Here is a 26,746-nt window from a genome sequence, read left to right as displayed (position 1 = left end):
TTTCGAGGTTACTCTATTTCCGGTCCACGCGCGCCTCCTGCGCCGACACTAAGCGCCCCATCGACGCAGCGGAAATGATCGCACCCGCCAAACCCGTCCCGATGAACAGGCGCCTGCTCAACAAACGTGTCGACAATTGGACACTCCCACTTCGGTTCGGACAAAAAACGAGCGGCGCGGAAGGCAGTTCCACGATCCCCGTCAGCTGCTCGCTGACGGTCGCACACGTAGACTGGACGCGAGTACTTTCTCGACTCTGGCTGTCGTGGCGCAGTCCAGGCAGGACGATGACCGCTTTGCGCCAGATGAAAGTTGCAGAATGACGATAACGATCTATCACCATGCTGAATGCGGCACGTCCTGCAACACACTTGCCATGATCCGCCAATCCGGCGAAGAGCCAGAAGTGATCGAAAAGCTGAAGACGCCGCCGTCGCGCGAGAAGATTGTCGAAGTGATTACGTCGATGAAGACTACGCCGCGTGAGCTGCTACGCCGTTACGACCCATTGAAACACCATAGAACAGGCAGAAGCACACAACGGACGGAAATACCTGCACGAGCTACCACCGCTCAACAGATGGTGAATTCACGCGGTCGTCAAACGGGAATAGCGTTGCCTTCGTAGACGTTGATGCGGGGGGCCAAGCAGGAGCTTAGCCATGACAGCCATCGACACCCAGGAAGTGCTTCATCTGCTGAATCGCCGCCTCTTCCTTGCGGGAAGTGCGGCACTCGCGGCCGTGCCGCTGATGCCGTGGAAGGCGCTGGCGCTGGCGGCGCCGCACAGCTTCACGCAGGGCGACGCGCAGGTCACCGTAGTCAGCGACGGCCAGTTCACGCTGCCGCTCAACATCATCGCGACCGACGCGTCGACAGAACAACTCGCCGAGATCGCCAAGCGGCTCGGATACCCGGCGGACGGTGCCCGGATGTCCATGAACCTCCCGGTCCTCAAGATCGGGACCGACCTGATCCTCATCGACATCGGTTCCGGTGGAAAATTTATGCCGGAGACAACCGGAAAGCTCGCCGAAAACCTGACTGCGGCCGGCATCGATCCGGCGTCGATCACCAAGGTCGTCTTCACACACGGCCATCTCGATCACATCTCGGGCACGCTCAAAGCCGACGCCGAGCTGCTCTTCCCGAACGCGGCATATTATGTTGGCGAGGCCGAGTGGAATTTCTGGACCGATCCGAATCTCCTTTCGAAAATGCCGGCCGAAATGGGCGACTTCGTCAAGGGCGCGCAGCGCGACTTTGCCGCTGTGAGAGACAAGGTGACGATGGTCAAGGGCGGGCAGGACATCGTGACAGGCCTCACCGTCATCGACACGCCCGGCCATACGCCCGGCCATATCTCGCTGCGGCTTGCCGGAGGGGAGGGTCTGATCATCGCCGGCGACGCGACGACCAACCAGATCGTCTCGTTCGAGAAGCCTGACTGGAAATTCGGCTTCGATGCCGACCACGACACCGCGATCAAGACCCGCAAGACGCTGCTCGACGGCGCAGCCGCCGACAAGACCAAGCTGCTCGGCTATCACTGGAACTATCCGGGCGTCGGCTTCGCGGAAAAGGACGGAACTGCCTACAAGTTCGTCGCGGCGAGCTGACTGCCGTTCCTTTGCAACCGAAAGGCGCGGCTTGTCCGTGCCTTTCTGACCAAGCTTGCAAGATCAACGTTGAAGCTAGCGCTTTGGAACTGTCCAGTCGGCGCCATCTCGGTGCACTCGTGGCCTGAAGTAAAGGTGATGGGCGACGGTGTTCTGATGGAGTTTGCCAGCGCAGTAAATGCGGTGACCGCGGCCATTGAACTGCAGCGAAGGATGGCAGATGCGAATTCCGCGCTGCCCACAACACGCCGCATCGTTCTGCATATCGGGATTAATCTCGGCGACATCGTCATCGAGGGCAGCGATGTTTACAGTAATGGCGTCAACATCGCGGCCCGGTCAGAAAGCCTCGCCAAGCCAGGCGCGATCTATGTGTCGCGCAGCATCCACGACCAGGTAAACCGCAAGCTCGAGCCGGCTTTGACGATCTCGGGCTGAAACAGTCATTTGGTGCGCCCCGAAGATCGGCCCATCTGGCGGACGGCTTCCACAAAGCGGGGCTGCCGGAGTAAACACCCGCCGGGTCAACTCACGACAATGGACATTGGAAGTTGAATGTCCGCTATCGTTCTTGCCAGACCAAAAGCAGACCTACTGCTTGCGGCCCCACTCCGGTCATCGTGCATACCGGGCTCAATGACCGCAAAGGGTCGAACACCGCCGTTTGAGATCAGCGCCACCGCCACCGTGTACCATGCTAAAACGCGTCAGCCCGGACGCTTACTCTGGTTCAGCATATCCGGCTCAACCCCGCACCTCGTCGCCGTGCGACTCCTGGACCGACAGGTGCTCGCCGACGCGCTGCATCAGCCAGTCCCAGGCTTCCTTTTCGCCCTCGCCCGCGGTCTTTTCGATGGCTATCGAAAGGTAGGCGATTTCCGCCTCGATCTTGTCGCGTGGCAGCATGCCGAGGCGGCTGACCAGTATGGCTAGCTCCAGCACCGCCGCCTTGGCGCGGTTGAAGCCGGTGAACGGCGCATGCGTTTCCTCCTGCACCACGCGGCAGAAATGGCGAGGTCGCATAGCATCGTCATCGACACTTTTGACTTCGAGCACCGAATGCGCGAGCGCCGCCTCGAGCCGCGGCACCGGAAACCCGTTTACCGCAACGGTTGGCCAATGCTTGCGGCCAGTCAGGCAGCCGGCAAAGATGCGGACGTCATCGGTGTAATTGGCGATGGCGCACGGCACTTCGGCGAGATTGTCGAGCGTGATCGACGGCCGGAACGGCGCGATGACCCAGCCGTCCTTCTCGGCGATGATGCCGATCGGCGCGATGTGGACGTCGCCGGCCTTGTTGACGGTGGTGATGATCGATTCGCTGATGTAGGGCATGGTTTAGCGCTCTTTCTTCGCGCGAAGCGTGTGGCCCGCTTCGGCAAGACGGCTGCGGTCGGTTTCGGGAGCCGGCGCGGCAACGCCCCATGCGAGCGGCTCGTCCTGCACATAGCGCTTGCCGAGGCGCCACGCGATCTCGGCCTTCATCAGTTCCGCTCCGAGATAGAACGCATGCGCGCCATCCGCCTCAACGCCAAGCCCGGCAAACAGTTCGAACGCATCCGTGGCAACCGCGTGCCCCTTGCCGTTGAAAACATGGATGCCGTCCTCGGCGGTCATGATGCGGAAGTTGGTGTCGCGCACCTCGGCCGCCAGTGCTTCGATATCCCCGGTCGAGGCGGTGAACGGCTTGCGGTCGTGAACCTGCAGCAGCCCTGGATGGTAACTTCGCGGCAGCGCACCGTCACTCTTGGCGGCAAACAGGATGCGGCGGGCAATGTCGTGCTCCTCGATCGTTCGCAGCGTGTGCGGGCTGACATGCACGGCAAGCACGTTTTGGATCTGAAGCTCCGAGCAGAGCCCGGCCAGAACCGCGGTAACGCCGGAACTGTCGGCATCGGTCAATTCGGTGAGATTGCCGGTGCCCATCAGCAGTTCGACCTCAGGCCAGCGGCGGCGCGCCTCGATGAAGCGCCCGAGTGAGGCGGCAAAGCCGAAATGGATCGGGTCGAGCACCGGATCGGCGATGAAGGCGACGCCGGCCTTCTGTGCCACTTCGATGGCCCGGCCAAGCGAATCCAGGTCGCCGGGTGCGGACGGGATCAGCACTGGCACGGCCTTGCAATCGAAGGCCAAGGGCAGCGTCTTCTCATCGAGGCTGAGAAGATAGTCCGCACCGGCGCGTGCGCCGATCGACAGTTCGTCGGTGCTGGCCGAATCGACGCTGACCAGAAATCCCTGTGCCTTCAGCTCGAGCACGGCCTCTTCCAGCAGTGGAAACGGTGTTTCCGGCAGGCAGCCGAGATCGATGACGTCGGCGCCGGCCGCAGCCAGCGTCCGTGCTCTCGCCACCAGCGCCTCGATCGACAGCATTGGCGCGTCGACGATCTCGGCGAAGATGCGCATGCTGTGACGCGAAAGGTCAGGCGGCTCGCCCGCCCGGCCGAGAAAGGCCGGCAGATCGGCGATCTCGTCGGGTCCGCGTATGAAGGGCACGCCGAAATGCTCCGACAGATGCTCGATGTCGCCGCGATAGCGGCCGGGCAGGATGACGCGGTCGATGCCGCCCGTCAGGGTGAGTCGCCGCTTGATGATGTCTTCGCTCATCAGCGCCGCGACCTTGACGCCGATATCGATGATCTCCCAGGCAAATTCGGTTTGACCAAGTCCGGCCAGCAGCCTTTTCAGCCGGACCCTGGCCAGATGGCCGGTAAGAAAGACCAGCCGCTCAGCCATGGCTTGCGAGTTCGGCGTGGCGCCGCCTGACCGAGGCTTCGAGATCGGCAAGCGACTCGACCACCTGGGTTCGCTCAAAACTCTTCAGCTGGTCGGTATTCTCCAGGTCGATCCTGCGCGGATAGACCTTGACCAGCCCATGCGGCGCCATGGTTTCGAGTTCCGGCGCGGTGTCGCAGGCAAAAACGATGGCCGGCACCCGGCATTTTCCGGCCTGGGCAAAAACGTTGGTAGCGAGCGTGTCGGAAATGCCGTGCACGCATTTGGCGACGGTGTTGGAACTGGCCGGCGCCACCACCACCGTATGATAGACGCCGTGATAGAATTCGCCGACCGGGATCGCGCTCGCCGACTTGTCGTGCAGCACGCGCGTCGTCTCCGGGAAATCGAGCTTGAGCTTGTACATGCGCAGCACTTCGTTGGCGGCTTTCGAGACGAAGACATCGCAATGCTCGATCTGATGAATGAGTGCGAAGCTCTCCGTAAAAAAATGACCGGAACCGGTCAAAACCCATGCCCAGCGCGGCGTATGCAGCGTCGCCATCGCCTACCCTGCTTTTCTTGCCGACCGGACAGGGGCTGCGATCGGAATGCCGGGCAGATTGCCCGCCGCGAACAGCGCCCCGGCCTCGGCGGCATCTTTCGGGCCGGCGAGATGGACATCGACACCGTCGGGCAGCATGGCGGCGAAGCCGGCGTCGACGATGCCTCTGGCCGCCAGGCTGTCGATCGTGTCGCTGCCGGAGAAGGCGCCGGTCTGCTTGATCAAGAGCAGCGCATTGGCGCCGAGCTTGCCGGCAAGCCAGGCGGCAAGCGAATCGGAGGTAACGTCCCAGGACGCCGGAATGTCCGGCGCCGGCAGCGCCAATGACGACGGTAGCCACACCGGGACCGTGCCCGCGTCCAGGGCTCGCAGCATTTCTTCCAGCGACCGTGCCGGCGCGAGCCTTTCGTCACGGTCGAGGATGATCTGGGCGAACTGCTCCATGGCGAGGATCGCCATGGCGTGGGCGGCGGTGTCGGAAAAATCCATGTAAATCTGCGTCTCGCGCACCTGGTCGGCAAAGCGGCCGCCGCCGGGCACGATGACGATCGGCAGCTTGGAACCCGCCAGCGCCGCGATCCAGTCCGCCATTTCCGCCGCATCGGCCGTGCTGCCGCCAAGCTTGACGACGGCTCGCTTGGCGATGGCGCGCCTGATGACTTCGGGTCTTTCTTGTCGCGGCTGGGAAACAGCGCCTTGGCCTTTTCGGCCGGCAGGCCCGGAGGCGACGCCGCGGCCAGCCGATTGGCGCTTGCGTTCGATCTCGACGCCGACGCCGCCTGGGCCGAGTTCGAGTTTTTCCACCCTTACCGTGACACGCACGACACGCGGGTTCTCCAGAATGTAGGTCGCCACCTGCTCGGCCAGGGCCTCGCTAAGCTGGATGTGGCCCCGCGCAACAATGGTGCGAATGCCGTCCATGATGATGTCGTAGGAGAACACGTGGCGCATGTCTTCGGGATGGTCGGTGACTTGCAGCACGTCGGCGGTCACGTCGAAACGCACTTTTTGGGTATGGCCGTGCTCAAAACTGTAGGCGCCGATCTGGACCGGCAGGACAAAGTCCCGCACGAAGATCTTGTCGGTGCCCAGTGTCGGGTCGGTGCCCGGCGAATAGCCCCTCGCCGCCAGCAGGCGGTAGTCGACGCTCGACGCGCCGCCGGCCCGGGATGCTTCCGGGATCAAGTCGCGGATCTGCGCAACCGCCTCGGCGCTGATCGAACCCACGCGGTCGGAGTGGCCGCACAGCGCCCCGCGAAAGCCGAGAAAATCGGGAAGGAAGGGCAGCAGGCGCGGAATATCAGGGGCTTCCAGCGATCCGCTCAGCCCAACCATGAGACCGAGCGACTTGCCTCGATCGACGAATCCCGGGATACGCTCGGGCGGCAGATGGTCGAGCAGCCGCCCGTTGGACTTGTTCGCAGTGTCCACCATGGCGCCATGGAAGCGATGTTTGGCAAGTATCGGCAGAAGCTCGAAATCCGGCGCCAGGTCGGCGAAAAGCACCGCGATGAGTTTCGTTCGCGCGGCGAGCGGCTCGAGCGCCGCCGCGCAAGCGGCGACATTTGCCGACGGAAACAGGCCTATCTTGACGTAATCGACGCCGGTTCCGGCGATCTCTTCGGCCTTGGCGCGGATCGTCTCGGGCTCCATCGGCAGGTCGCCGCTGACGGCGCTGACCGGAGCCCGGCCGGCGATCAGCGAAATCGTCCGGCGGATGGTCTGCGTGGACACCGCGCCCAGCGCTCCCGCCTTCGGATCCTTCAGGTCGACGATGTCGACGCCGCCTGAAAGCGCGATCTCCGCCTCGTCGACGCCGGTGACGCTGGCCAGCATTCTGGTCATTGGAGGACTTTCTCCAGCATGAGGGACAGCACGTTCTTGGGCCTGAATACCGACTTCCGCTCGGTTGCCGTTCCGGCGAGCACGCACGGCACTAAAGCAGACAGGAGAAGTCCACTTTCAGGATTTGAAAAAATTTGCGGGTCAGCTAAGCTCATCATGGGCACCTTGACTTTGCGCCGGTCCGACAACAATCGGACTTTAGCGCAAGAACGGGTAATTTTATCGATGGCGAGCGCGGTGCCGGGCACTCTGGCGGCCTTTTTGTGCTTTTTTTCCCTGACCGTCAACGTTCCGGGGGCGCTGGCCCAGGAAGCGACGGGCAAGCAGCAGACCGCAACGGCCAAGCCGGAAAAAAAGGTGACCGAGATCAAGATAGGCTATTTGCGCGCCTATGCTCCGCAACTGGCCTTGTCGGTGCTTGACGTCCCGCCGCGCGATGAAGGCGTTGCCGGCGGCAATGTGGCGATTGCCGACAACAACACGACCGGCAGCTTCCTTGGCCAGAAATTCAGCCTCGACGTGACCGAGGTGAAGCCGGATGCCGAGGTCGTCCCCGCCTTCCAGGACATGATCGCCAAAGGCAACCGCTTTGTGGTCGCGGATCTCTCGGCCAGGCAATTGCTGTCGATCGTCGATCTTGCCCGCGACAACGGTGTTTTGATCTTCAATGCCGGCGCCACCGACGACAGTCTTCGCGAGGAGGAATGCCGCGCCAGCATCTTCCACACCATCCCGACGCGCAGCATGCTGGCCGACGGGCTGGCGCAATATCTCATCTGGAAGCAATGGCGGCGCTGGGTGCTGATCTACGGCTCGCACGAGCGCGACCAGCTTTTTGCCGAGGCGCTGCGCCGGGCGGCGACGCGCTTCGGCGGCGAGATCGTCGGCGAAAAGCTGTTCGAGGATACCGGCACGGCACGGCGGACCGATTCCGGCGTCGTCCAGATCCAGCGGCAGATGCCTGTCTTCACCCAGGACCTGCCGGAGCACGATGTGCTGCTGGTCGCCGATGAAAGCGAGGTGTTCGGCACCTATGTTCCGTTCCGCACCTGGACTCCGCGTCCGGTCGCCGGCACCGCCGGCCTCACCCCCTTGGCCTGGCATCCGGCCAGCGAGCAATGGGGCGGCACCCAGATCCAGAACCGCTTCGCCAAGGCAAGCGGCCGCCGCATGGTGTCGAAGGACATGGCGGCGTGGACCGCGGTGCGCATCCTCGGCGAGGCGGCGACCCGCACGCAGGGCGCCGACCCGCGCAAGATGGCCGATTTCATCCGCTCAGACGATTTTTCGATCGCCGCCTTCAAAGGGCAGAAACTGACCTTCCGCAAATGGAACCAGCAGTTGCGGCAGCCGATCTTTCTCGGCGACACCAGGTCGGTCGTCTCGACATCGCCGCAGGAGGGATTTTTGCACCAGCTGTCGGAGCTCGATACGCTCGGGGTCGACGAGCCGGAAACAAAATGCGTGCTTAAGTAGAAAGATCGGGAGGAAATTCCGTGCAGAGACGAGCTTGCGCACTCGCCATAGTTGCGACCGGCTTCATGGCCGATCCGGCGTCGGCCTACATGGCCTATGTCTCCAACGAGAAAGACAACACAATGACCGTCGTCGACACCGCGACGATGCAGGTGGTGAAGACCGTCAATGTCGGGCAGCGTCCGCGCGGCATCACCATCTCGCACGACGGCAAGCACATTTATCTCTGCGCCAGCGACGATGATTCGATCGAGGTCATCGACACGGCGTCGCTGGAGATTGTCGACACCTTGCCTTCCGGGCCCGACCCGGAGCTGTTCGTGCTGTCGCCTGACGGCAAGACGCTCTATGTCGCCAATGAGGACGACAATCTCGTCACCGTCATCGACATCGAGGGCAAGAAGGTGCTGGCGGAAATCCCGGTCGGCGTCGAACCGGAGGGGATGGGTGTCAGCCCGGACGGAAAGACCATGGTCAACACGTCGGAAACGACGAACATGGCGCATTTCATCGATACGTCGACGCACGAGATCACCGACAACGTGCTGGTTGACGCGCGTCCGCGCTTCGTCGAGTTCACCCCCGACGGCAAGCAGGCCTGGGTGAGCGCCGAGATCGGTGGCACGGTTTCGGTGATCGACAATCAAACGCGCGAAGTCGTCCAGAAGATCACCTTCGAGGTTGCCGGCCTGAGGCCCGAATCCATCCAGCCGGTCGGTGTGCGCATCACCGCCGACGGCAAGAAAGCCTATGTGGCGCTCGGACCGGCCAACCGCGTCGCGATGGTCAACACACAGACATACGAGGTCGAGAAATATGTGCTGGTCGGCCAGCGGGTCTGGCAGCTCGCCTTCACCCCGGACCAGAAAACCATCATCTCGACCAATGGCGTGTCGAACGACATCACCTTCATCGACGTGGCGACCGACGAGCCGGTGCAGTCGGTGACCGTCGGCGCGCTGCCGTGGGGCGTCGTCGTCTCTCCCAAATGAATCCCGCCAAATGAACCATTGAATAAACCAAGTGAATCAAACCGACAGAAAAACAGCAGAAGGGCAGGAAATCATGCGGAAATTTCGGGCAACCGCTTTCGCCGCGCTGGTGGGCATGGTGCTCACCCAGGGCCAGGTCTGGGCGCAGGGCGACGACGGCGATGACGATGACGCAGCCGCCGGCGCGGCCGCCAGCACGGAGGCCAGTCCGCAAGCCGAGAAGGCGACCCGGGCCAGCAAGGACGTGCCGGAACTCATCCTCGGCAGCAAGCAAGACCAGTTCACCGCCAACCAGAAGGACTTCGAGCTGATCGCCGGCCAGGGCTATCGCTGGAAGATCTCCGCAGCAGGCGGGCTCGAGTACAAATTCCACACCGACCTGTTCCGCAATGTGTGGAACAACCAGATCGTCATCAACGACCTCGAGGTGCACATGAACGGCGCACCCGCATGGCTCGAATTCGACTCCGACGGCACCATCCAGGTGCAGTTCACCACCGTGAGGCCCGGCATCTACACATGGTCGGTACCCGACCTCGCCGACAGGGGCATGAAGGGCACGATTACGATCAAGTAGGATTACGATCAAGTAGGATCGCCGGATCCAGGACCATCGCGATCGGGCCCGATGCGCTAGACTCCTGGTGCGCCAGGTGCGCTAGACTATCGTCGACGACAAGGAGCCAGCCGGCGTGCAGCATGTGAGGACAAGCGGACCAGGAGATCAGTCGGCGGCGCTCGATGTCGCCGGCGTCAGCCATTCCTATGGTTCGAAGCGGGCGCTCAACGACGTCTCTTTCTCGATCGCGCCGGCGACGTTCACGGTTCTTCTCGGCCTCAACGGCGCCGGCAAGACGACGCTGTTCTCGCTGATCAGCCACCTTTACGACACCCGCCGCGGATCGATCCGCATTTTCGGCCATGACGTCAGCCGCGCCTCGGGCGAGGCGCTCAGGCGTGTCGGCATCGTGTTCCAGGCGCGCACGCTCGACCTCGATCTCAGCGTCCACCAGAACCTCTCCTACCACGCATCGTTGCATGGCATCGGCGCAGGCGAGGCCAGGCAGCGCATTGCCGCGCTGCTCGATATCGTCGACATGCCGGGCCGGCAGCATGACAAGGCGCGCAGTCTTTCCGGCGGCCAGATGCGGCGCATCGAGATCGCCAGGGCGCTGCTCCACCGCCCTTCCCTGCTGCTGCTCGACGAGGCGACGGTCGGTCTCGACATCCAGTCGCGCGCCGGCATTCTCGCCACCATCCGGAAGCTTGTCGAAACCGAGGGCATCGGCGTGCTGTGGGCGACGCATCTGATCGACGAGGTTGAAGACGGCGACCATGTGGTCGTGCTGCGGCAGGGCGAATTGGTCGCCAAGGGCAAGGTGGCCGATGTCATCAGGACGAGCGGCGCCACCTCGATCCGCGACGCCTTTTCGAGGTTGAGCCGCATCGAGGCGGCCGGCATCGCGGAGCTATCACCATGAGCGCTCCCGCAATGCCCGAAAAAGTCGCCGGCATCAGCGCGGTGAAGTTCGAGAAATTCGGCCTGCGCCATTATCTCATTTGCCTCAAGGGCGTCGTCCTGCGGGAGTGCCTGCGCTTCCTGCACCAGCGCGAGCGCTTCATATCCTCACTGGTTCGGCCGCTCATCTGGCTGTTCATTTTTGCCGCCGGATTCAGGCAGGTGCTCGGCGTGTCGATCATCCCACCCTACAAGACCTACGTGCTCTACGAGGTCTACATCACGCCGGGCCTGTGCGGCATGATCCTGCTGTTCTCAGGCATGCAGTCTTCGCTGTCGATGGTTTATGACCGCGAGATGGGCAACATGCGCACCCTTTTGGTCAGCCCCTTCCCGCGCTGGTTCCTGCTGGTGTCGAAGATGCTCGCCGGCGTCTCCGTATCGATCGCGCAGGTCTATGCGTTCCTGATCGTTGCCTGGTTCTGGGGCGTCAAGGCGCCGCCGATCGGCTATCTCATGGTGCTGCCGGCGTTGTTCCTGTCGGGTATGATGCTTTGCGCGCTCGGCATGCTTTTGTCGTCGATGATCAAGCAGCTCGAAAATTTCGCCGGCATCATGAACTTTATCATCTTTCCCGGCTATTTCGCCTCGCCGGCGCTCTATCCGTTGTGGCGCATCCAGGAGGCGAGCCCGCTGCTCCACAAGATCTGCCTCGCCAATCCGTTCACCTATGCCGTCGAACTGATCCGCTTCGCCTTCTACGGCCAGATTGAGTGGCTGTCGCTGGGCGTCGTTGCCGGCTGCACTGTTCTGTTCCTTGCCGCCGCCATCATCGCCTACGACCCTTCGCGCGGCCTGGTGACCCGCAAACAGGACACGGGAGGAAATGGCTGATGGCACGAATGAACCTTGTTCGCTGCCTGGCTGTGGTTGCCATGTTGACGCCGAGCGTGAACGCCAGGGCGGCGAATACCGATCAGGACTGGCCCTGCATACAGCGCAAGGTGCCGCAACTCTCGCTCGGCCAGATCTGGAACGGGCCGGAGCTTCCGCCAGCGGCGAAGGATTTTTCGAAGGACCCTGCCGTCTCCGCCCTGGTCGAGGAGGTGGCGGCCCGGCGGGTGCCGATTGCCGAAGCCCAGAAGAAGATCAAGGATTTCGCCGCCTCGCTGCCGGCCGAGCAGCTTGCGCCGAAAATGGCGATGCTGGTGCAAGGCATGTTCGATCACATGGACGCCGAGCGTTCGCACGTGATCTCAGGCATTTCCCGTTACGCCCGCAAGCAGCTCGAAATGGCCGCCGCCTTGCGCAAGGCAGCGTCCGACGTCGATGCGTTGCGGGCAAAGCCGGATGCGGATCCCGACGACGTCGAACGGCGAACCGAGCAGCTGAAATTCGCAACGCGAATTTTCAATGAACGCGTCCAATCACTGACTTACGTCTGTGAAGTGCCGACGATCATCGAGCAGCGGCTTTATCAATTGTCCAAGGCCGTCTCGGAAACGCTCGCCGCGAAGAAGTAGAACCTCGATCCTCGGGGCGGATCTCACGATCCCCGGCCGGGCAGCACGCGCCAGCGCTGCACGAAATAACCGGGATGTGTCTCGATCCACTGGGCGACCAGCGGCTGCGCCTGCATGAAGGCGGTCCCAGGGCGCATCGCCAGGCCGTCCACCATCTGTTCGCGTTCTTCACAGGTCTGCGGCACATCCGTCAGGCAGACCATCATAACCAGCGTGTAAAGCATTACCCCTTGTCCCCATCGAATCCCGAACCCCATGCCCGGGAGTTTCAGTGATACCGACCAGTCTGCAGGGGTCGCACGTATAGATTGCTTACGTCGCGTGAAAGGACGTGGCCCCCGTTCTTTCGCACTGCAACATAACATATCGCTTATCTAACGCAAACGATCTCCGGGCGTTCTCCAGAGCAATTGCTTCAGGTTTGCGCCGCGCCAATTTGGCGCCGACGTCGATGATTCCGATCTCGCACGGTGTCTTCAATGTCGTCAGGCCGGCAGCCCGTTCTGCTTACGCAGGCTCTTGTCGAATGCGGATGCGGGGACGAAACGGCGCAGGAGACTGACCTGGCGCGCCATTTTTCCCGCAGCATAGCGCCTCTTCGGAACGGGATCGGTCGCAGCCGCCAAAACGGTCTTGGCGACCAATTCGGGCGAATCGCCTTTTTCCATTGCTTTCCGCACGACTGCGTTCATGCCAGCGCGCGCAGCGTCATAGATATCAAGCAACTGATCCGCCCTGGCGAGATTATCTTCGAAGGACGTGCGGGTATAGGCGGGTTCGACCAATGCAACGCGAATCCCGAACGGGCGCAGTTCATGGTCGAGCGATTCGGAATAGCCTTCGATGGCATGTTTGGTCGACGCATAAAGCGCGAAATAGGGAGCTGGAATAAAGCCCTGCACCGAACTCAAATTGACGATTCTACCCTTGCCTTGACGGCGCATTATCGGCAGGACCGCGTTGGTCACGCGGAGCACGCCGAAGACGTTCACATCGAATAGTGCCTGAGCCTGGACCATTGAGGACTCTTCCGCGCCACCAAACAGACCCATCCCGGCATTGTTGACAAGCAGGTCGATGCGCCCGGTCTCGGCCAGCACGTCGTCGACCAGTGTCGCCACCGACGCGTCATCGGTCACGTCACAGGCCAGCATGGTCAGGCCGTCAGAGTTTTTGGCGGCTGCGCGACGGCTGGTGCCGAACACGCGAAAACCGGCGCTTTGCAAAGCTATGGCCGTCGCGCGCCCGATGCCGGAGGACGCCCCCGTCACCAGGGCGACGCCAGGATTGGTCTTGTTCATGGAAATCATTTCTTTCTTCAGGTCGGACTGATTTTGGATTGGCATGGATGAAGCACGAAAGCCGGAGGCGTCATTTATGAACGCCTTTGGCGTTCGCACCGGCGAGTTCATCCATCCAGCGCCGGAACACCGCGCTGGCGTTGACGCCGCCAAAGCCGAAGCCGTTGGCGATCGCGTGGTCCATTGCCATCGGGCGGGCCTGGTTGGCGACGAAGTCGATGCCATCGCCGGCCGGATCCGGCGCGCCCAGATTGAGGGTTGGCGGCGCCACCTGATCCCTGAGCGCCAGGATTGCGAAAATGGCTCCAAGCCCGCCGGCGGCTCCGAGCAGGTGCCCGGTCGCCGATTTCGTTGCGCTGACGGCGATGGTGGAATCTGCGCCGAAGAGTGTTTTGATCGCCGCGATTTCCCCGAGGTCGCCGACCGGTGTGGAGGTCGCGTGCGCATTGAGGTGGCGAACCTCACGCGGCGAAATGCCGGCTTGGGCAATCGCGATCTGCATGGCTCGGCGCGCCCCGTCGCCATCCTCGGGACCGGAGGTGACGTGATGCGCATCCGCCGTCGTGCCGAGCCGACGAGTTCGGCGAGCGGTTTCGCGCCGCGCGCCAGCGCGTGGCTCAGTTCCTCGATGACCAGCACGCCGGCTCCTTCGCCCATGACGAAGCCGTCCCGCGACACGTCGAAAGGCCGTGACGCCTGAGCCGGCGCCCAGTTGAAGCCGGTTGAAAGAGAGCGTGCGGCAGCAAAACCACCGAGACTGACGATGTTCATGCAGGCTTCCGTTCCGCCGCACACGGCGATATCGGCTTCGTTGGCGCGGATGAGGCGAGCCGCATCGCCGATCGCCTGGATGCCGGCCGCGCACGCCGTCACCGGTGCGCCGAGCGGCCCCTTGAAGCCGTGGCGGATCGAGATGTGGCCCGCCGCGAGGTTTACCAGGAAGGACGGTACCGTAAACGGCGACAGGCGGCGGACGCCGCGCTGGTCGACCGTGCGCACCGCCTCGGTTATGGCGGGGAACCCGCCGATGCCGGAGGCGATGATCGTGGCCGTGCGCAGGCGATCCGCTTCCGAGACGGGCGCCCATCCTGCTTGCGCGAGGGCCTCTTGTGCAGCGGCGAGCCCGAAGATGATGAACCGGTCTACCTTGCGCTGGTCCTTCGCAGCCAGGACGCTATTCGGATCGAAACCAGCGTCCGGATCGTCTTCCAGCGAGGGAACCACCCCGCCGATCTTGGCTGGCAGCTCTCCCACTACATCGTCCGGAAGCCTGCGGATGCCTGAGCGACCGGCCAGGAGCCGCGACCACGACGCGTCAACATCGGCAGCAAGGGGCGTGACCGCTCCCATGCCTGTAACAACAATCCGTCGCATCTGCTTTCCTAACGATTTGGCTGCGTCGCCGGCGCTGCGCACGCCGTTCAAACGCCGGCTGCTTCGCGAACCTGTTCGGTCGCCGCGTCCAGAAATGCCTGGGCGAGGTCCGGATCGTTGACCACGCGCGATAGCGTCAGCGCGCCGACCATCGTCGAGAGAATGGCCATGGCCTTTTTGTCGGATTCCTCGCCATTGGCTTCGGCAATGAAACGGCCGAGGATTTCGAGATGCTCCTTGATCCCGGCCTCGAACGACGCTTTCACGTCGCTGCCCTGCCTGGCGGCATCCGAACCGAGCGCGACAATCGGGCAGCCGTCCATCTTTTCTCCGCGATGGTCCATACTGAGGTAGAATGCGATCACCGCGCCAAGCGGATCCTCGGATTTTGCCGCAGTCGCGGCCGACCACCGCAGCGTGGCGCTCTCCATCGCCCGCCTCGACGCCTGCATCGCCAGATCGTCCTTTGAGGCGAACTGCTTGTAGAACGCGCCCTGGGTCAGCCCGGCAGCCTCCATCAGGTCTTTGAGGCCGATGCCGTCAAAGCCGCGCTCCCGAAAAAGCCGGCTTGCCACATTGATCACGGTTTCGCGGTTTTCCGCCGCCTGAACGCGACTCACACGCATCGTTGACCTCCTTAATTAGATTGCGTTCGACATCTATAGCAGCTATAGAATTCGAACGCAATCTAATTTGGCTGCGTACGGTGCCCAGGGATCACGCCATCGAAGTTTGGAGGAGAGGTCAAATGCTATACAGTTATGTCGTCAAGAAATCGATCCGGCAGAGCTTCGACCACGTCAACAACCATCGCTGGGATGAGGCGGTGAAAGCACTCGTGCCGCATGTCCATCACCGCGTTTCCGGCACCCACGCGCTTGGTGGTGAGCGCCACGACAGAGAAGCCGTGCGCCGCTGGTTTGAGCGCCTCGGCCGCGTCCTGCCCAATCTCCATCTCACGGTCAACCACATCTGGGTGAACGGCTGGCCGTGGCATACCACCGTATTTGCCCAGTGGGACGGCACCGCAACGCTGCTCAACGGCGACGCGTCCTACGTCAACAGTGGTCTCCACGTATTCACCCTGCGATGGGGCAAGGTCTATGCACTTGAGGAATTCTACGATTCACAAGCTGCGGCCCGCGGTCTTGCCACCCAAGCGGCAACTGGCCTCGAAGAAGCTGTCGCCGAACCAATTGCAGGCTAACAGAGGCGCAGTCGGCGGCTCCCAGCGTTGCGTAACCGCGGGTACGCTAGCCCGTGAACCCTCATCGCTTGGCTGGCGGTCGCCTCGCTCGGCAAATTTCGCCACCTCCCGAGCCTCGAATATCAGAATCGACCAGCTGAACTCGCGTGGAGAACCTGCCCGACGGTGACGCCGCGGCTGCGGCCGACCATCGGTGGTAGGCGCTCTCCATCGCCCGCCTGGACCTCTGCGCCGCTTAAGGCCGATGCCGTCAAAGCCGCACTCCCGATTGCAGCGCCTCACACGCATCATCAATTTTCATTTTTTAGATTGCATTCGTAATCTAATTCGCATATATAGAGTTCGAAGGTAATCTAAAAAAGAGGAGATACGAGATGATCCGCAAAACCCTGAGCGCCTCAGTTTTGGCCGCGCTGTTTCTTGCCGCCCCGGCGTTTGCCGAGGAAGCCACCATAGGACGCCCGATCGAAGCCGGCAGCCTGCACGAGGGACACCTCGACATGGTCGTCTATTACGACCCGGGCGACGGCGACCTCCTTGAGGTCACCGCCACCTTCGCGCCGAAGATCGGCGGGGATCCGCAGCGCGTCGTCATGGGCCTCGCCGACGGCGACTCCGTGGCCTTTTCGATGCCGGGCCACCGCGGCCCGCTCTACGCGTTCTCAAGGTCCGGCGAGCAGGTGACATTGTCGTCCGAAACCGACGTGCACCTGCGCGCCGAGGCAATGCACTGATCCGCCTTGCAGACGGCAGCCTGCGTGCTGCTGGCTGAGAGCTCGCGTCCGTGGGGCCGATGTAGAAGGTCAAACTTCTCTATTTTGAGAGGCGACGAACGGCCATCGTTTTCCTGAAGCGTTTGCCCTGGGGCCGCGCGGCCTAGCTCGCGTGACCTCCAATGTTGGGTCCTTCGTGCGGATAGAGCTTGCCGAACAGCGGCAGGTACATCGCGCCCTTGCGCATCAGGAAATCGTGGAACGTCGCCATCGCCGGCGAGATCGCGTGATCGCTGCGCATCACCGAAAACCATTGCCGGCGGATCGGCATGCCGACGACGTCGAGGATGACCAGCCGGCCGGCTTCGGTTTCGGCGGCGATGGTGTGGGCAGAGATAAAGGCAATGCCGAGCCCGGCCATCACCGCCTGCTTGATCGTCTCGTTCGAGCCCATCTCGACGCCGAGATCGTCGATGCGGCCGGGCACGTCGCTCAAGAATATTTCCAGCGAGATGCGCGTGCCGGAGCCGGGCTCGCGGATGAGGAAATGCTCTTCGGCGATCCGCTCCTTGGATATCTCGCGCGCCGAGGCCAGCTTGTGGTCGGGCGGCGCGATGATGACCAGCGGGTGATCGCCGAAGACCGAGGCACGCACCGGGACTTCCCTCGCCGGGCGTCCCATCAGCGCGATGTCGATGTCGTGGTTCTTCAGACTGTTGATGGTTTCGGCGCGGTTGCCGATGGCGAGCCGCATGTCGATGTCGGGTTGGTCCTTCATGAAGCCGGCCATCAGCCGCGGCGCGAAATATTTGGCGGTGGAAACGACGCCCAGCCGCAAGCTGCCGATGCGCACGCCCTTGATCGCATCCATCTTGTCTTCGAGCAGGCGAAGCCGCTCCTCGATCGCCTGCGCCGTCTCGACGAAGGCCAGGCCTGCGGCAGTCGGACGCATGCCGTCCGATGTCCGGTCGAACAAGGCCAACTGGAACTCCTCCTCGACCTGCCGCAACTGGATCGTCACCGCTGGAGGAGACAAGCCTAACACCTTGGCTGCTCTCACGATTTTTCCATGGCTGACGATGGCCTGAACGGTCTTGAATTGCTTGAGCGTGAGGTTTCTCATGCGCCATACTAAATTTTTTTTAGTACGAAAGTAAAGTTATTGAATTTTACTTATCTCACGCCGTTTGTTCTCATTCCCCAATTCGGCCGGAGGAGTTGCGGCTGGATCGGGAGGTTACGATGCCAGCGGCAACGCTCGACGCATTTCTGAATTCCTATCTCGGCCCGCCCGACGAACTGCGTTCCGCGGTCGTCGCCACCGTCCGTCAGCTGACGCAGGCCGCCACCAAGGTCCGCAACACCATCAATCAGGGGGTGCTCGGCGCCGCCTTTGCCGGGACCCGCAGCGCCAATGCCGACGGCGACATCCAGAAGGATCTCGACATCTTCGCCGACGACATCTTCCTCGACGCCATGCGCCACGCTCCGGTCGCGCTCTATGCCTCCGAAGAACTGGAGCAGCCGGTCCTGCTCGACAGCCAGGCGCCTCTCGCCATCGCCATCGACCCGCTCGACGGCTCTTCCAACATCGATACCAACGTGTCGATCGGAACGATCTTCTCGCTCCTCCCTGCAGCTGGCCTCCCTGCAACTGGCGCGCCGGACAAAAATCCGGCCGCCGCTTTTTTGCAGGCAGGCGTGAACCAGCTGGGCGCCGGTTTCTTCATCTACGGGCCGCAGCTGGCGCTGGTTCTGTCGCTCGGCAGCGGCACGCATGTCTTCGTTCTCTCGACCAGGCTCGGCACTTTCGTCCAGGCCTACGAGAGCCGGATCATCCCGCAGCGTACCCAGGAGTTCGCCATCAATGCCGCCAACTACCGGCATTGGGACGAGGCGGTGCGGCTCTACATCGACGACTGCCTCGAAGGCACCGAAGGCCCACGCGGAAAGGACTTCAACATGCGCTGGATCGCCTCCCTGGTCGCCGACTGCTACCGCATATTGATGCGCGGCGGCGTATTCCTGTATCCAGGCGACAAGCGCAAGGGTTACCGCCAGGGACGGCTGCGCCTCGTCTATGAGGCCAACCCGATCGCCTATCTCATCGAACAGGCGGGCGGCGCCGCCACCGACACGATCACCCGCATCCTAGAAATCGAACCCGAGAGCCTGCACCAGCGCGTGCCCGTGGTGTTCGGATCGGCACGCGAAGTCGCGCGCATCACTCGCTACCACATCGAGCCCAGCGCGATCGGCGAGCGTGCGCCGCTGTTCAGCCGCCGCGGCCTGTTCAGGGCCTGAGCATCATGTCGGCAAAGCACCCCATCATCACCATCACCGGGTCGTCGGGCGCCGGCACCACCTCGGTCAAACGCATCTTCGAGCTGATCTTCCGGCGCGAGAACATCGACGCCGCCTTCATCGAAGGCGATGCCTTTCACCGCTACGACCGCGCCACGATGAAGGTCAAGGTGGCCGAGCAGGAGAAGGCCGGCAATCCGAACTTCACCCACTTTCATGCCGAGGCCAACGAACTCGCAATCCTCGAAGAGGTGTTTGAGGAATATGGGCGCCGCGGAACCGGAAAGACCCGCACCTACATCCATGACGAGGACGAGGAGAAGCAGTACGGCACGCCGCCGGGCCATTTTACCGAATGGCGCGAATTCCCGCCGAGCGACCTGCTCTTCTACGAGGGCCTGCATGGCTGCGTCGTCACCGACAAGATAGACCTGGCCCGGCACGCCGACCTCAGGATCGGCGTGGTGCCGGTCATAAATCTCGAATGGATCCAGAAGATCCATCGCGACCGGGCAACCCGCGGCTATTCCACCGAGGCGGTGATGGACGTCATCCTGCGCCGCATGCCGGACTATGTCCGCTACATCGTCCCGCAATTCTCGCAGACCGCCATCAACTTCCAGCGCGTGCCGATCGTCGACACGTCCAACCCGTTCATCGCGCGCTGGATTCCGACGCCCGACGAATCGATGCTGGTCATCCGCTTCGCCAATCCCCGCGGCATCGATTTCCCCTACCTGCTTTCGATGATCCACGACTCCTTCATGTCGCGGCCGAATTCCATAGTGGTGCCAGGCAACAAGCTCGACCTTGCCATGCAGCTGATCCTGACGCCGCTCATCCTGCAATTGATCGAACGCAAGAACCGTGTGTCGTGAGGAGGACGCCATGAACAGCCAAGCAGCAGCCCTGAAGCCCGTCGCCGCCGTCTCGGAGCGCGACATGGCGAACGCCATTCGCGCATTGGCGATGGACAGCGTCCAGAAGGCCAACTCCGGTCATCCGGGCATGCCGATGGGCATGGCCGACGTCGCGACGGTGCTGTTCGGCCGCTTCATCAACATCGATCCGTCGGCGCCCAGCTGGCCCGATCGCGACCGCTTCGTGCTTTCGGCCGGGCACGGCTCGATGCTGCAATATGCGCTGCACTACCTGCTCGGCTACGAAGATATGCCGATCGAGCAATTGCAGCGGTTTCGCCAGTTGGGCAGCCGCACCGCCGGACATCCCGAATATGGCCATGCGCTTGGCATCGAGGCGACGACCGGTCCGCTTGGACAAGGCATCTCGACCGCCGTCGGCATGGCGCTAGCCGAGCGCATGCTTGCCGCCCGCCACTGCGCCGATCTCGTCGACCATTTCACCTACGTAATCGCCGGCGACGGCTGCCTGCAGGAAGGCATCAGCCATGAGGCGATCGACTTTGCCGGTCACCTGAAGCTCGCCCGGCTGATCGTCTTCTGGGACGACAATGCGATCTCGATCGACGGACCGACGTCGCTGTCGACGTCGATGAACCAGCCGGCCCGGTTCGAAGCCGCTGGATGGCATGTCCAGTCGGTGGACGGCCACGATTTGGAAGCCGTGGCTGCGGCAATCGAAGTGGCGCAGCAGTCGGACCGGCCGTCCCTGATCGCCTGCCGCACGGTGATCGGCAAGGGCGCGCCCAATCTGGGCGGCTCGGAAAAGACGCATGGCGCACCGCTGGGCGATGCCGAGATCGCCGCGACGCGCGAGAACATCGGCTGGGCCTGCGCGCCGTTCGAGGTGCCGGACGACATCCTTTTCGCCTGGCGCGAAATTGCCGAGCGCGGGCAAGCAGCGCGGCACGCTTGGGAGCAGCGGCTTGCCGCCTCGCCGCAGCGCCAGGCCTTCGAGCGCGCGGTCGCCGGCACCCTGCCCGACGCGGTCTTCGAAGCGCTCGGCGCTTTCCGCAAGGAGCATGTCGAAAAGGCGACCAAGGTCGCAACGCGAAAAGCCTCCGAAATGGCGCTCGGCGCCATCAACGCGGCAACCGAGCTGACCGTCGGCGGCTCCGCCGATCTGACGCATTCGAACCTGACGATGACCAAGGGCATGGATCGCATAGCGCCTGGTGCCTATGCCGGCCGCTACATCCACTACGGCATCCGCGAGCATGGCATGGCCGCGGCCATGAACGGCATCGCGCTGCATGGCGGCTTCGTGCCTTATGGCGGCACCTTCCTGTGCTTCGCCGACTATGCGCGCGGCGCGATGCGGCTCTCGGCGCTGATGGGCCAGCGCGTCATCTATGTGATGACCCATGATTCCATCGGGCTCGGCGAGGACGGCCCGACCCATCAGCCGATCGAGCACCTGGCGATGCTGCGGGCGACGCCCAACCTCAACGTCTTCCGGCCGGCAGACATCATCGAAACGGCGGAGTGCTGGGAACTGGCGCTGAAGAGCAAGAACCGGCCGAGCGTGCTGGTGCTCTCGCGCCAGAACCTGCCGATGCTGCGCCAAGCGCACGGCGACGAGAACCGGTCGAGCCAGGGCGCCTACATCCTGCGCGAGCCGGCCGGGCACCGCGCCGTGACGCTGATCGCCACCGGCTCGGAGGTCGAGATCGCCGTCGCCGCCGCCGAACGGCTGGAGACCGAGCACGGCATCGCCGCCGCGGTCGTCTCGATGCCGTGCTGGGAGCTGTTTGAGGAACAGGATACCGGTATACGAAAGGCCATCCTAGGCTCGGCGCCGCGCATTGCCGTCGAAGCCGCGGCACGGCTCGGCTGGGACCGCTGGATCGGCGACACCGGCGCTTTCGTCGGCATGGCCGGTTTCGGCGCCAGCGCCCCTGCCCCGGATCTCTACCGGCATTTCGACGTCACGCCCGAAGCCGTCGCCGCAGCGGCACTGAAGCTCATCATCTAGGAAGGACCCCAAAAATGGCCCGCATCACCCTTCGCCAGCTTCTCGACCATGCCGCCGAGCACGGCTACGGCGTTCCGGCATTCAACATCAACAACATGGAACAGGGCCTTGCCATCATGGAGGCGGCCAGGGCCTGCGACGCGCCGGTCATCATCCAGGCCTCGCGCGGCGCCCGCTCCTATGCCAACGACATCATGCTGGCCAAGATGATGGAGGCGTTGACCGAAATGCATCCGGCCATTCCGCTCTGCATCCATCAGGACCACGGCAACAACGAAGCCACCTGCCTTTCGGCGATCCGCCACGGCTTCACCTCGGTGATGATGGACGGCTCATTGATGGCGGACGCCAAGACGCCGGCGAGCTACGACTACAACGTCGCCGTCACCGAACGTGTCGCCCGCATGGCGCATTGGGTCGGCGCTTCGGTCGAAGGCGAGCTCGGCGTGCTCGGCTCGCTGGAAACCGGCCAGGGCGAGGCCGAGGACGGGCATGGCGCCGAAGGTGTGCTTTCCCACGACCAGCTTTTGACCGATCCCGATCAGGCGGTCGACTTCGTCACCGCCACCCAGGTCGACGCGCTGGCGATCGCCTGCGGCACCTCGCACGGCGCCTACAAATTCAGCCGCAAGCCTGACGGCGGCATCCTCGCCATGCAGGTGATCGAGGCGATCCACGAAAAGCTGCCCAACACGCATCTGGTCATGCATGGCTCTTCCTCGGTGCCGCAGGAACTGCAGGACGTCATCAACCGATATGGCGGCGAGATGCCCCAGACCTTTGGCGTCCCGGTCGAGGAGATCGAGCGCGGCATCCGCTACGGCGTGCGCAAGGTCAACATCGACACCGATTGCCGCATGGCCATGGCCGGGCAATTCCGCCGTGTCGCGACCGAGGACCCGCGCGAATTCGATCCGCGCAAATTCCTGAAACCGGCCATGGACGCCCTGCGCGACCTTTGCCGCGACCGCTTCGAGCGCTTCGGCACGGCCGGCAACGCCTCGAAGATCAAAGTCATCGCCATGGACGAGATGGCGAAACGATATGCCGCGGGAAAGCTCGCCCCGCAAATCGCAACCGCGAAAGCCGCCTGAGCGGCAACAGGAGACCTGTCATGAACAAGATCGACATGCCGTCAGCTGGCACGCTCAAGGAAGGCAAGGAACGCTACAAGTCGGGCGTCATCCCCTACAAGAAGATGGGCTACTGGGAGCCGGACTACCGGCCCAAGGAGACCGACCTGATCGCCATGTTTCGGATCACGCCACAGCCAGGCGTCGACCACGAGGAGGCGGCCGCCGCCGTCGCCGGTGAATCCTCCACCGCGACATGGACCGTGGTGTGGACCGACAGGCTGACCGCCTGCGAGCTCTACCGCGCCAAGGCGTTCAGATCCGAGCCGGTGCCGAACACCGGTCCCGGCACCAGGACCGAGCAACAGTACTTCGCCTACATCGCTTACGACCTCGACCTGTTCGAGCCGGGCTCGATCGCCAACTTGACTGCATCGATCATCGGCAACGTGTTCGGCTTCAAGGCAGTCAAGGCCTTGCGGCTCGAGGATATGCGCATTCCGGTGGCTTACCTCAAGACCTTCCAGGGGCCGGCCACCGGCATCGTGGTGGAACGCGAGCGGCTCGACAAGTTCGGCCGGCCGCTGCTTGGCGCGACGACCAAGCCGAAGCTTGGCCTGTCAGGCCGCAACTATGGCCGCGTCGTCTACGAGGCGCTGAAGGGTGGCCTCGACTTCGTCAAGGACGACGAGAACATCAACTCGCAGCCCTTCATGCACTGGCGCGACCGCTTCCTCTACTGCATGGAGGCCGTGAACAAGGCGTCGGCCGCCACCGGCGAAGTCAAGGGCCATTATCTCAACGTCACCGCCGGCACGATGGAGGAGATGTACGAGCGCGCCGAATTCGCAAAACAGCTTGGCTCCTGCATCGTCATGATCGACCTGGTCATTGGCTACACGGCGATCCAGTCGATGGCCAAATGGGCACGCCGCAACGACATGATCCTGCACCTGCACCGCGCTGGCAACTCGACCTATTCGCGCCAGAAGAACCACGGCATGAATTTTCGCGTCATCTGCAAATGGATGCGGATGGCCGGCGTCGATCACATCCATGCCGGCACCGTGGTCGGCAAGCTGGAAGGCGACCCGCTGATGATCAAGGGCTTCTATGACACGCTGCGCGAGGAGCGCACGCCGCAGAACCTCGAAACCGGGCTGTTCTTCGACCAGGAGTGGGCCTCGCTCAACAAGGTGATGCCCGTCGCCTCGGGCGGCATCCATGCCGGCCAGATGCACCAGCTGATCCATTATCTCGGCGAGGACGTCATCCTGCAGTTCGGCGGCGGCACGATCGGCCATCCGGACGGCATCCAGGCCGGCGCGACGGCCAATCGCGTCGCCTTGGAGGCGATGATCCTCGCCCGCAACGAGGGCCGCGACTATCTGCGCGAAGGCACCGAAATCCTCGAACAGGCGGCCAGATGGTGCACGCCGCTGAAGGCGGCCCTCGAGACCTGGAAGGACGTCACCTTCAACTACGAATCGACCGACACGGCCGACTTCGTGCCAACCGCAACGCCCAGCTTCTAAACGAAAGGAACCGTCGCCATGATGACCAATCCGGGAAACAAGGTCACGCAGGGACAGTTTTCGTTCCTGCCCGACCTGACCGATGAGCAGATTTCGGCGCAGATCAAATACGCGCTGAAAAACCACTGGGCGGTCAGCGTCGAGTACACGGATGATCCGCATCCGCGAAACACCTATTGGGAAATGTACGGCAACCCGATGTTCGACCTGAGGGACCCAGCCGGCATCCTGCTTGAGGTCAACAATTGCCGCAAAGCCATGCCCAACATGTATGTCCGGGTCACCGCCTTTGATTCGAGCAAGGGCTGGGAAGCGCCGCGCATGTCGTTCATGGTCAACCGGCCGCCCAACGAACCCGGGTTCCGGCTGCTGCGCCAGGAGCGCGACGGCCGCAGCCAGGGCTATTCGATCGTGCCTTATGCGACCGACAGGCCCGAAGGCGAGCGGAGCTAGCCGAAACCATGCTGGACGCGATAGCAAAGGGCGCTGCCGCGCAGGACGCGCCGGTCGATCTGCAGGCCGAGTTCGAGGCGTCCAACATCGATGAGGTGTTGGGCAAGCTCGACCGCGAACTCGTTGGCCTGAAGCCGGTCAAGACCCGCATCCGCGAGATTGCGGCGCTGCTCCTGGTCGACCGGCTTCGCCGCAAGTTCGGCCTGACCTCGGGCGCGCCGACGCTGCACATGAACTTTACTGGAAATCCCGGCACCGGAAAAACCACTGTGGCGCTCAGGATGGCCGAAATCCTGCATCGTCTCGGCTATGTCCGCGAAGGCCACATGGTCGCGGTGACGCGAGACGATCTCGTCGGCCAGTATGTCGGCCACACCGCACCCAAAACCCGCGAAGTGATCAAGCGCGCCATGGGCGGGGTGCTTTTCATCGACGAGGCCTACTATCTCTACAAGCCCGAGAACGAACGCGACTACGGCCAGGAATCGATCGAAATCCTGCTGCAATGCATGGAAAACAACCGTGACGATCTGGCTGTGATTCTTGCCGGCTACAAGAACAAGATGGACCGCTTTTTCGACAGCAATCCCGGCATGCGCTCACGCATCGCCCATCACCTCGATTTTCCCGACTACGGCGTCAGCGAGCTCAAATCGATCGCCGAGATCATGCTGGCGGAACAGAATTACCGTCTCAGCGAGGCGGCGGCCAAGGCGCTCGAAGAGTATCTGCCGATCCGCATGCGGCTGCCGCATTTCTCCAACGCTCGCTCGGTTCGCAATGGGCTCGACCGGGCGCGGCTTCGCCAGGCCAACCGGCTTTTCACGTCGCGCGACCGGGTGTTGACGAAGACCGACCTTATCACCATTGAGGAATCCGATATTCGCGGCAGCCGCGTGTTCGCGCAAGGCAAGCTCGAAGGCGAACCGGAGACGAAGCCGCGCTGACAAGCCGGTTGCGTGCAGCGACCGGAAACGGAAGACGGAATGGAGCCGACGAACATGGGTACCAAGACAATCATTGCGCCCTCGGTGCTTTCTGCGGATTTCTCGCGGCTCGGCGACGAAGTCGAAGCGGTCGTCCGGGCGGGCGCCGACTGGATCCATCTCGACGTCATGGACGGCCATTTCGTGCCCAACATCACCTTCGGTCCGCCGGTGATCAAGGCGATCCGCAATCGAACCGACAAGGTCTTCGACTGTCACCTGATGATTGCGCCGGCCGACGTCTATCTCGCCGCCTTCGCCGATGCCGGCTGCGACATCATCACCGTGCATGCCGAGGCCGGGCCGCATCTCGACCGTTCGCTGCAGGCGATCAGGAATCTCGGCAAGAAGGCCGGCGTGTCGCTGAACCCGTCGACGCCGGAAAGCGTCATCGAATATGTGCTCGACCGGCTCGATCTGGTGCTTCTGATGACCGTCAATCCGGGCTTCGGCGGCCAGGCGTTCATTCCTTCTGTCGTCGACAAGGTCAGGCGGGTCAAGGCGCTGATCGGCAACCGCCCGATCGACATCGAGATCGACGGCGGCGTCACCCCCGAGACCGCTCCGCTGGTCACCGCGGCCGGCGCCAATGTTCTGGTCGCCGGCTCGGCAATCTTCAAGGGCGGCAGCGAGGCGGCCTATCGCGCCAATATCGGCGCCATCAGGCAGGCGGCCGACGGGGCGATCCGGAAAGCCGCGTAAACCGTTTCATCG

At 63.0% G+C, this 26,746-nt stretch carries 27 protein-coding genes and 2 pseudogenes; 19 read left to right on the top strand and 10 right to left on the bottom strand.

What is annotated here, in order from left to right; genetic code table 11:
* Positions 1–319: 319 nt before the first annotated feature.
* The 3 genes and pseudogenes from NMG70_RS24360 to NMG70_RS24350 form a co-directional block, all read left to right on the top strand.
* Positions 320–496 (top strand): annotated as a pseudogene (locus NMG70_RS24360) (thioredoxin domain-containing protein); the annotation flags it as partial.
* 166 nt (positions 497–662) lie between these two features.
* Positions 663–1,619, top strand: a complete 957-nt coding sequence (locus NMG70_RS24355) for an MBL fold metallo-hydrolase (RefSeq protein ID WP_254026878.1) — start codon at positions 663–665, stop codon at positions 1,617–1,619.
* A 138-nt stretch (positions 1,620–1,757) separates the two neighbouring features.
* Positions 1,758–2,057: an adenylate/guanylate cyclase domain-containing protein gene (locus tag NMG70_RS24350; protein ID WP_254026877.1), complete on the top strand. Its 300-nt coding sequence runs from the start codon at positions 1,758–1,760 to the stop codon at positions 2,055–2,057.
* 306 nt (positions 2,058–2,363) lie between these two features.
* Here NMG70_RS24350 and NMG70_RS24345 read toward each other — a convergent pair whose 3' ends face one another.
* The 5 genes from NMG70_RS24345 to NMG70_RS24325 are packed head-to-tail and all read right to left on the bottom strand — an operon-like array spanning position 2,364 to position 7,112.
* The gene (locus NMG70_RS24345; RefSeq protein WP_254026876.1) at positions 2,364–2,954 is read right to left on the bottom strand and encodes a DUF447 domain-containing protein; all 591 of its coding nucleotides are present in this window, start codon (positions 2,952–2,954) and stop codon (positions 2,364–2,366) included.
* A gap of 3 nt (positions 2,955–2,957) precedes the next feature.
* Positions 2,958–4,352: a DUF6513 domain-containing protein gene (locus tag NMG70_RS24340; protein WP_254026875.1), complete on the bottom strand. Its 1,395-nt coding sequence runs from the start codon at positions 4,350–4,352 to the stop codon at positions 2,958–2,960.
* Complete coding sequence (locus NMG70_RS24335; RefSeq protein WP_254026874.1) at positions 4,345–4,896, bottom strand: flavoprotein; 552 nt, start codon at positions 4,894–4,896, stop codon at positions 4,345–4,347. Before NMG70_RS24335 ends, NMG70_RS24340 begins: the two co-directional genes overlap by 8 nt.
* Before the next feature lie 3 nt (positions 4,897–4,899).
* Positions 4,900–6,741 (bottom strand): (5-formylfuran-3-yl)methyl phosphate synthase, encoded by a 1,842-nt coding sequence (locus tag NMG70_RS24330; RefSeq protein ID WP_254026873.1) that lies wholly within the window; start codon positions 6,739–6,741, stop codon positions 4,900–4,902.
* On the bottom strand, positions 6,738–7,112 hold the full coding sequence (locus NMG70_RS24325) for a hypothetical protein (protein ID WP_254026872.1): 375 nt from the start codon (positions 7,110–7,112) through the stop codon (positions 6,738–6,740). Before NMG70_RS24325 ends, NMG70_RS24330 begins: the two co-directional genes overlap by 4 nt.
* Between NMG70_RS24325 and NMG70_RS24320 the strand changes: the two genes are divergently transcribed.
* The 6 genes from NMG70_RS24320 (at position 7,099) to NMG70_RS24295 (ending at position 12,191) form a co-directional block, all read left to right on the top strand.
* The gene (locus tag NMG70_RS24320) at positions 7,099–8,217 is read left to right on the top strand and encodes an ABC transporter substrate-binding protein (RefSeq protein ID WP_254026871.1); all 1,119 of its coding nucleotides are present in this window, start codon (positions 7,099–7,101) and stop codon (positions 8,215–8,217) included. The two genes, NMG70_RS24325 and NMG70_RS24320, sit on opposite strands and share 14 nt — an antisense overlap.
* Positions 8,218–8,237: 20 nt before the next feature.
* On the top strand, positions 8,238–9,209 hold the full coding sequence (locus NMG70_RS24315) for a YVTN family beta-propeller repeat protein (protein WP_436798454.1): 972 nt from the start codon (positions 8,238–8,240) through the stop codon (positions 9,207–9,209).
* Positions 9,210–9,282: 73 nt separating this feature from the next.
* Complete coding sequence (locus tag NMG70_RS24310; RefSeq protein ID WP_254026870.1) at positions 9,283–9,786, top strand: cupredoxin domain-containing protein; 504 nt, start codon at positions 9,283–9,285, stop codon at positions 9,784–9,786.
* A gap of 115 nt (positions 9,787–9,901) precedes the next feature.
* Positions 9,902–10,690: an ATP-binding cassette domain-containing protein gene (locus NMG70_RS24305; protein ID WP_254026869.1), complete on the top strand. Its 789-nt coding sequence runs from the start codon at positions 9,902–9,904 to the stop codon at positions 10,688–10,690.
* Positions 10,687–11,562 carry an ABC transporter permease gene (locus tag NMG70_RS24300; protein WP_436798453.1) on the top strand — a complete coding sequence of 292 codons (876 nt, stop codon included), beginning with the start codon at positions 10,687–10,689 and terminating at the stop codon, positions 11,560–11,562. The genes NMG70_RS24305 and NMG70_RS24300 overlap by 4 nt, the downstream gene beginning before the upstream one ends.
* The gene (locus NMG70_RS24295) at positions 11,562–12,191 is read left to right on the top strand and encodes a hypothetical protein (RefSeq protein ID WP_254026868.1); all 630 of its coding nucleotides are present in this window, start codon (positions 11,562–11,564) and stop codon (positions 12,189–12,191) included. The genes NMG70_RS24300 and NMG70_RS24295 overlap by 1 nt, the downstream gene beginning before the upstream one ends.
* A 23-nt stretch (positions 12,192–12,214) precedes the next feature.
* Here the strand turns inward: NMG70_RS24295 and NMG70_RS24290 are convergent, their stop codons facing one another.
* The 4 genes and pseudogenes from NMG70_RS24290 to NMG70_RS24275 form a co-directional block, all read right to left on the bottom strand.
* On the bottom strand, positions 12,215–12,415 hold the full coding sequence (locus NMG70_RS24290) for a hypothetical protein (RefSeq protein ID WP_254026867.1): 201 nt from the start codon (positions 12,413–12,415) through the stop codon (positions 12,215–12,217).
* Between the two features lie 261 nt (positions 12,416–12,676).
* The gene (locus NMG70_RS24285) at positions 12,677–13,492 is read right to left on the bottom strand and encodes an oxidoreductase (RefSeq protein ID WP_254026866.1); all 816 of its coding nucleotides are present in this window, start codon (positions 13,490–13,492) and stop codon (positions 12,677–12,679) included.
* 70 nt (positions 13,493–13,562) lie between these two features.
* Positions 13,563–14,866 (bottom strand): annotated as a pseudogene (gene fabF / locus NMG70_RS24280) (beta-ketoacyl-ACP synthase II).
* A gap of 47 nt (positions 14,867–14,913) precedes the next feature.
* Positions 14,914–15,492: a TetR/AcrR family transcriptional regulator gene (locus tag NMG70_RS24275; RefSeq protein WP_254026865.1), complete on the bottom strand. Its 579-nt coding sequence runs from the start codon at positions 15,490–15,492 to the stop codon at positions 14,914–14,916.
* Between the two features lie 122 nt (positions 15,493–15,614).
* On the opposite strand from NMG70_RS24275, the gene NMG70_RS24270 reads away from it, so the two are divergent.
* Together NMG70_RS24270 and NMG70_RS24265 are read left to right on the top strand one after the other, a co-directional pair.
* Positions 15,615–16,073 carry a nuclear transport factor 2 family protein gene (locus tag NMG70_RS24270; RefSeq protein WP_254026864.1) on the top strand — a complete coding sequence of 153 codons (459 nt, stop codon included), beginning with the start codon at positions 15,615–15,617 and terminating at the stop codon, positions 16,071–16,073.
* Between the two features lie 374 nt (positions 16,074–16,447).
* On the top strand, positions 16,448–16,807 hold the full coding sequence (locus tag NMG70_RS24265; protein WP_254026863.1) for a hypothetical protein: 360 nt from the start codon (positions 16,448–16,450) through the stop codon (positions 16,805–16,807).
* Positions 16,808–16,949: 142 nt separating this feature from the next.
* On the opposite strand, the gene NMG70_RS24260 is transcribed toward NMG70_RS24265, so the two are convergent.
* Positions 16,950–17,909, bottom strand: a complete 960-nt coding sequence (locus tag NMG70_RS24260; protein WP_254026862.1) for a LysR family transcriptional regulator — start codon at positions 17,907–17,909, stop codon at positions 16,950–16,952.
* A gap of 119 nt (positions 17,910–18,028) precedes the next feature.
* Here NMG70_RS24260 and NMG70_RS24255 point away from each other — a divergent pair, with 119 nt between their 5' ends.
* From NMG70_RS24255 to rpe, 8 genes are read left to right on the top strand one after another with little or no spacing between them, the layout of a single operon-like run.
* Positions 18,029–19,090: a class 1 fructose-bisphosphatase gene (locus tag NMG70_RS24255; RefSeq protein WP_254026861.1), complete on the top strand. Its 1,062-nt coding sequence runs from the start codon at positions 18,029–18,031 to the stop codon at positions 19,088–19,090.
* 5 nt (positions 19,091–19,095) lie between these two features.
* Positions 19,096–19,968 carry a phosphoribulokinase gene (locus NMG70_RS24250; protein WP_254026860.1) on the top strand — a complete coding sequence of 291 codons (873 nt, stop codon included), beginning with the start codon at positions 19,096–19,098 and terminating at the stop codon, positions 19,966–19,968.
* A 10-nt stretch (positions 19,969–19,978) separates the two neighbouring features.
* A complete protein-coding gene (gene tkt, locus NMG70_RS24245) occupies positions 19,979–21,985 on the top strand; it encodes a transketolase (protein ID WP_254026859.1) in 2,007 nt (668 codons plus the stop codon).
* Positions 21,986–21,999: 14 nt separating this feature from the next.
* Positions 22,000–23,079: a class II fructose-bisphosphate aldolase gene (fba, locus tag NMG70_RS24240; RefSeq protein ID WP_254026858.1), complete on the top strand. Its 1,080-nt coding sequence runs from the start codon at positions 22,000–22,002 to the stop codon at positions 23,077–23,079.
* Between the two features lie 20 nt (positions 23,080–23,099).
* Positions 23,100–24,593, top strand: coding sequence for a ribulose-bisphosphate carboxylase large subunit (locus NMG70_RS24235; RefSeq protein WP_436798452.1), 1,494 nt, complete (start codon positions 23,100–23,102; stop codon positions 24,591–24,593).
* Positions 24,594–24,611: 18 nt separating this feature from the next.
* Positions 24,612–25,046 (top strand): ribulose bisphosphate carboxylase small subunit, encoded by a 435-nt coding sequence (locus NMG70_RS24230; protein ID WP_254026857.1) that lies wholly within the window; start codon positions 24,612–24,614, stop codon positions 25,044–25,046.
* An 8-nt stretch (positions 25,047–25,054) separates the two neighbouring features.
* Positions 25,055–25,993, top strand: coding sequence for a CbbX protein (gene cbbX / locus NMG70_RS24225; RefSeq protein WP_254026856.1), 939 nt, complete (start codon positions 25,055–25,057; stop codon positions 25,991–25,993).
* Positions 25,994–26,047: 54 nt separating this feature from the next.
* Positions 26,048–26,734: a ribulose-phosphate 3-epimerase gene (rpe, locus tag NMG70_RS24220; protein WP_254026855.1), complete on the top strand. Its 687-nt coding sequence runs from the start codon at positions 26,048–26,050 to the stop codon at positions 26,732–26,734.
* Positions 26,735–26,746 lie beyond the last annotated feature (12 nt).

This window comes from Mesorhizobium ventifaucium, assembly GCF_935822925.1.
Classification (GTDB): domain Bacteria; phylum Pseudomonadota; class Alphaproteobacteria; order Rhizobiales; family Rhizobiaceae; genus Mesorhizobium; species Mesorhizobium ventifaucium.
The sequence above is the reverse complement of the archived record's forward strand: the minus strand, read 5'-3'. Positions and strand labels throughout refer to the sequence as shown.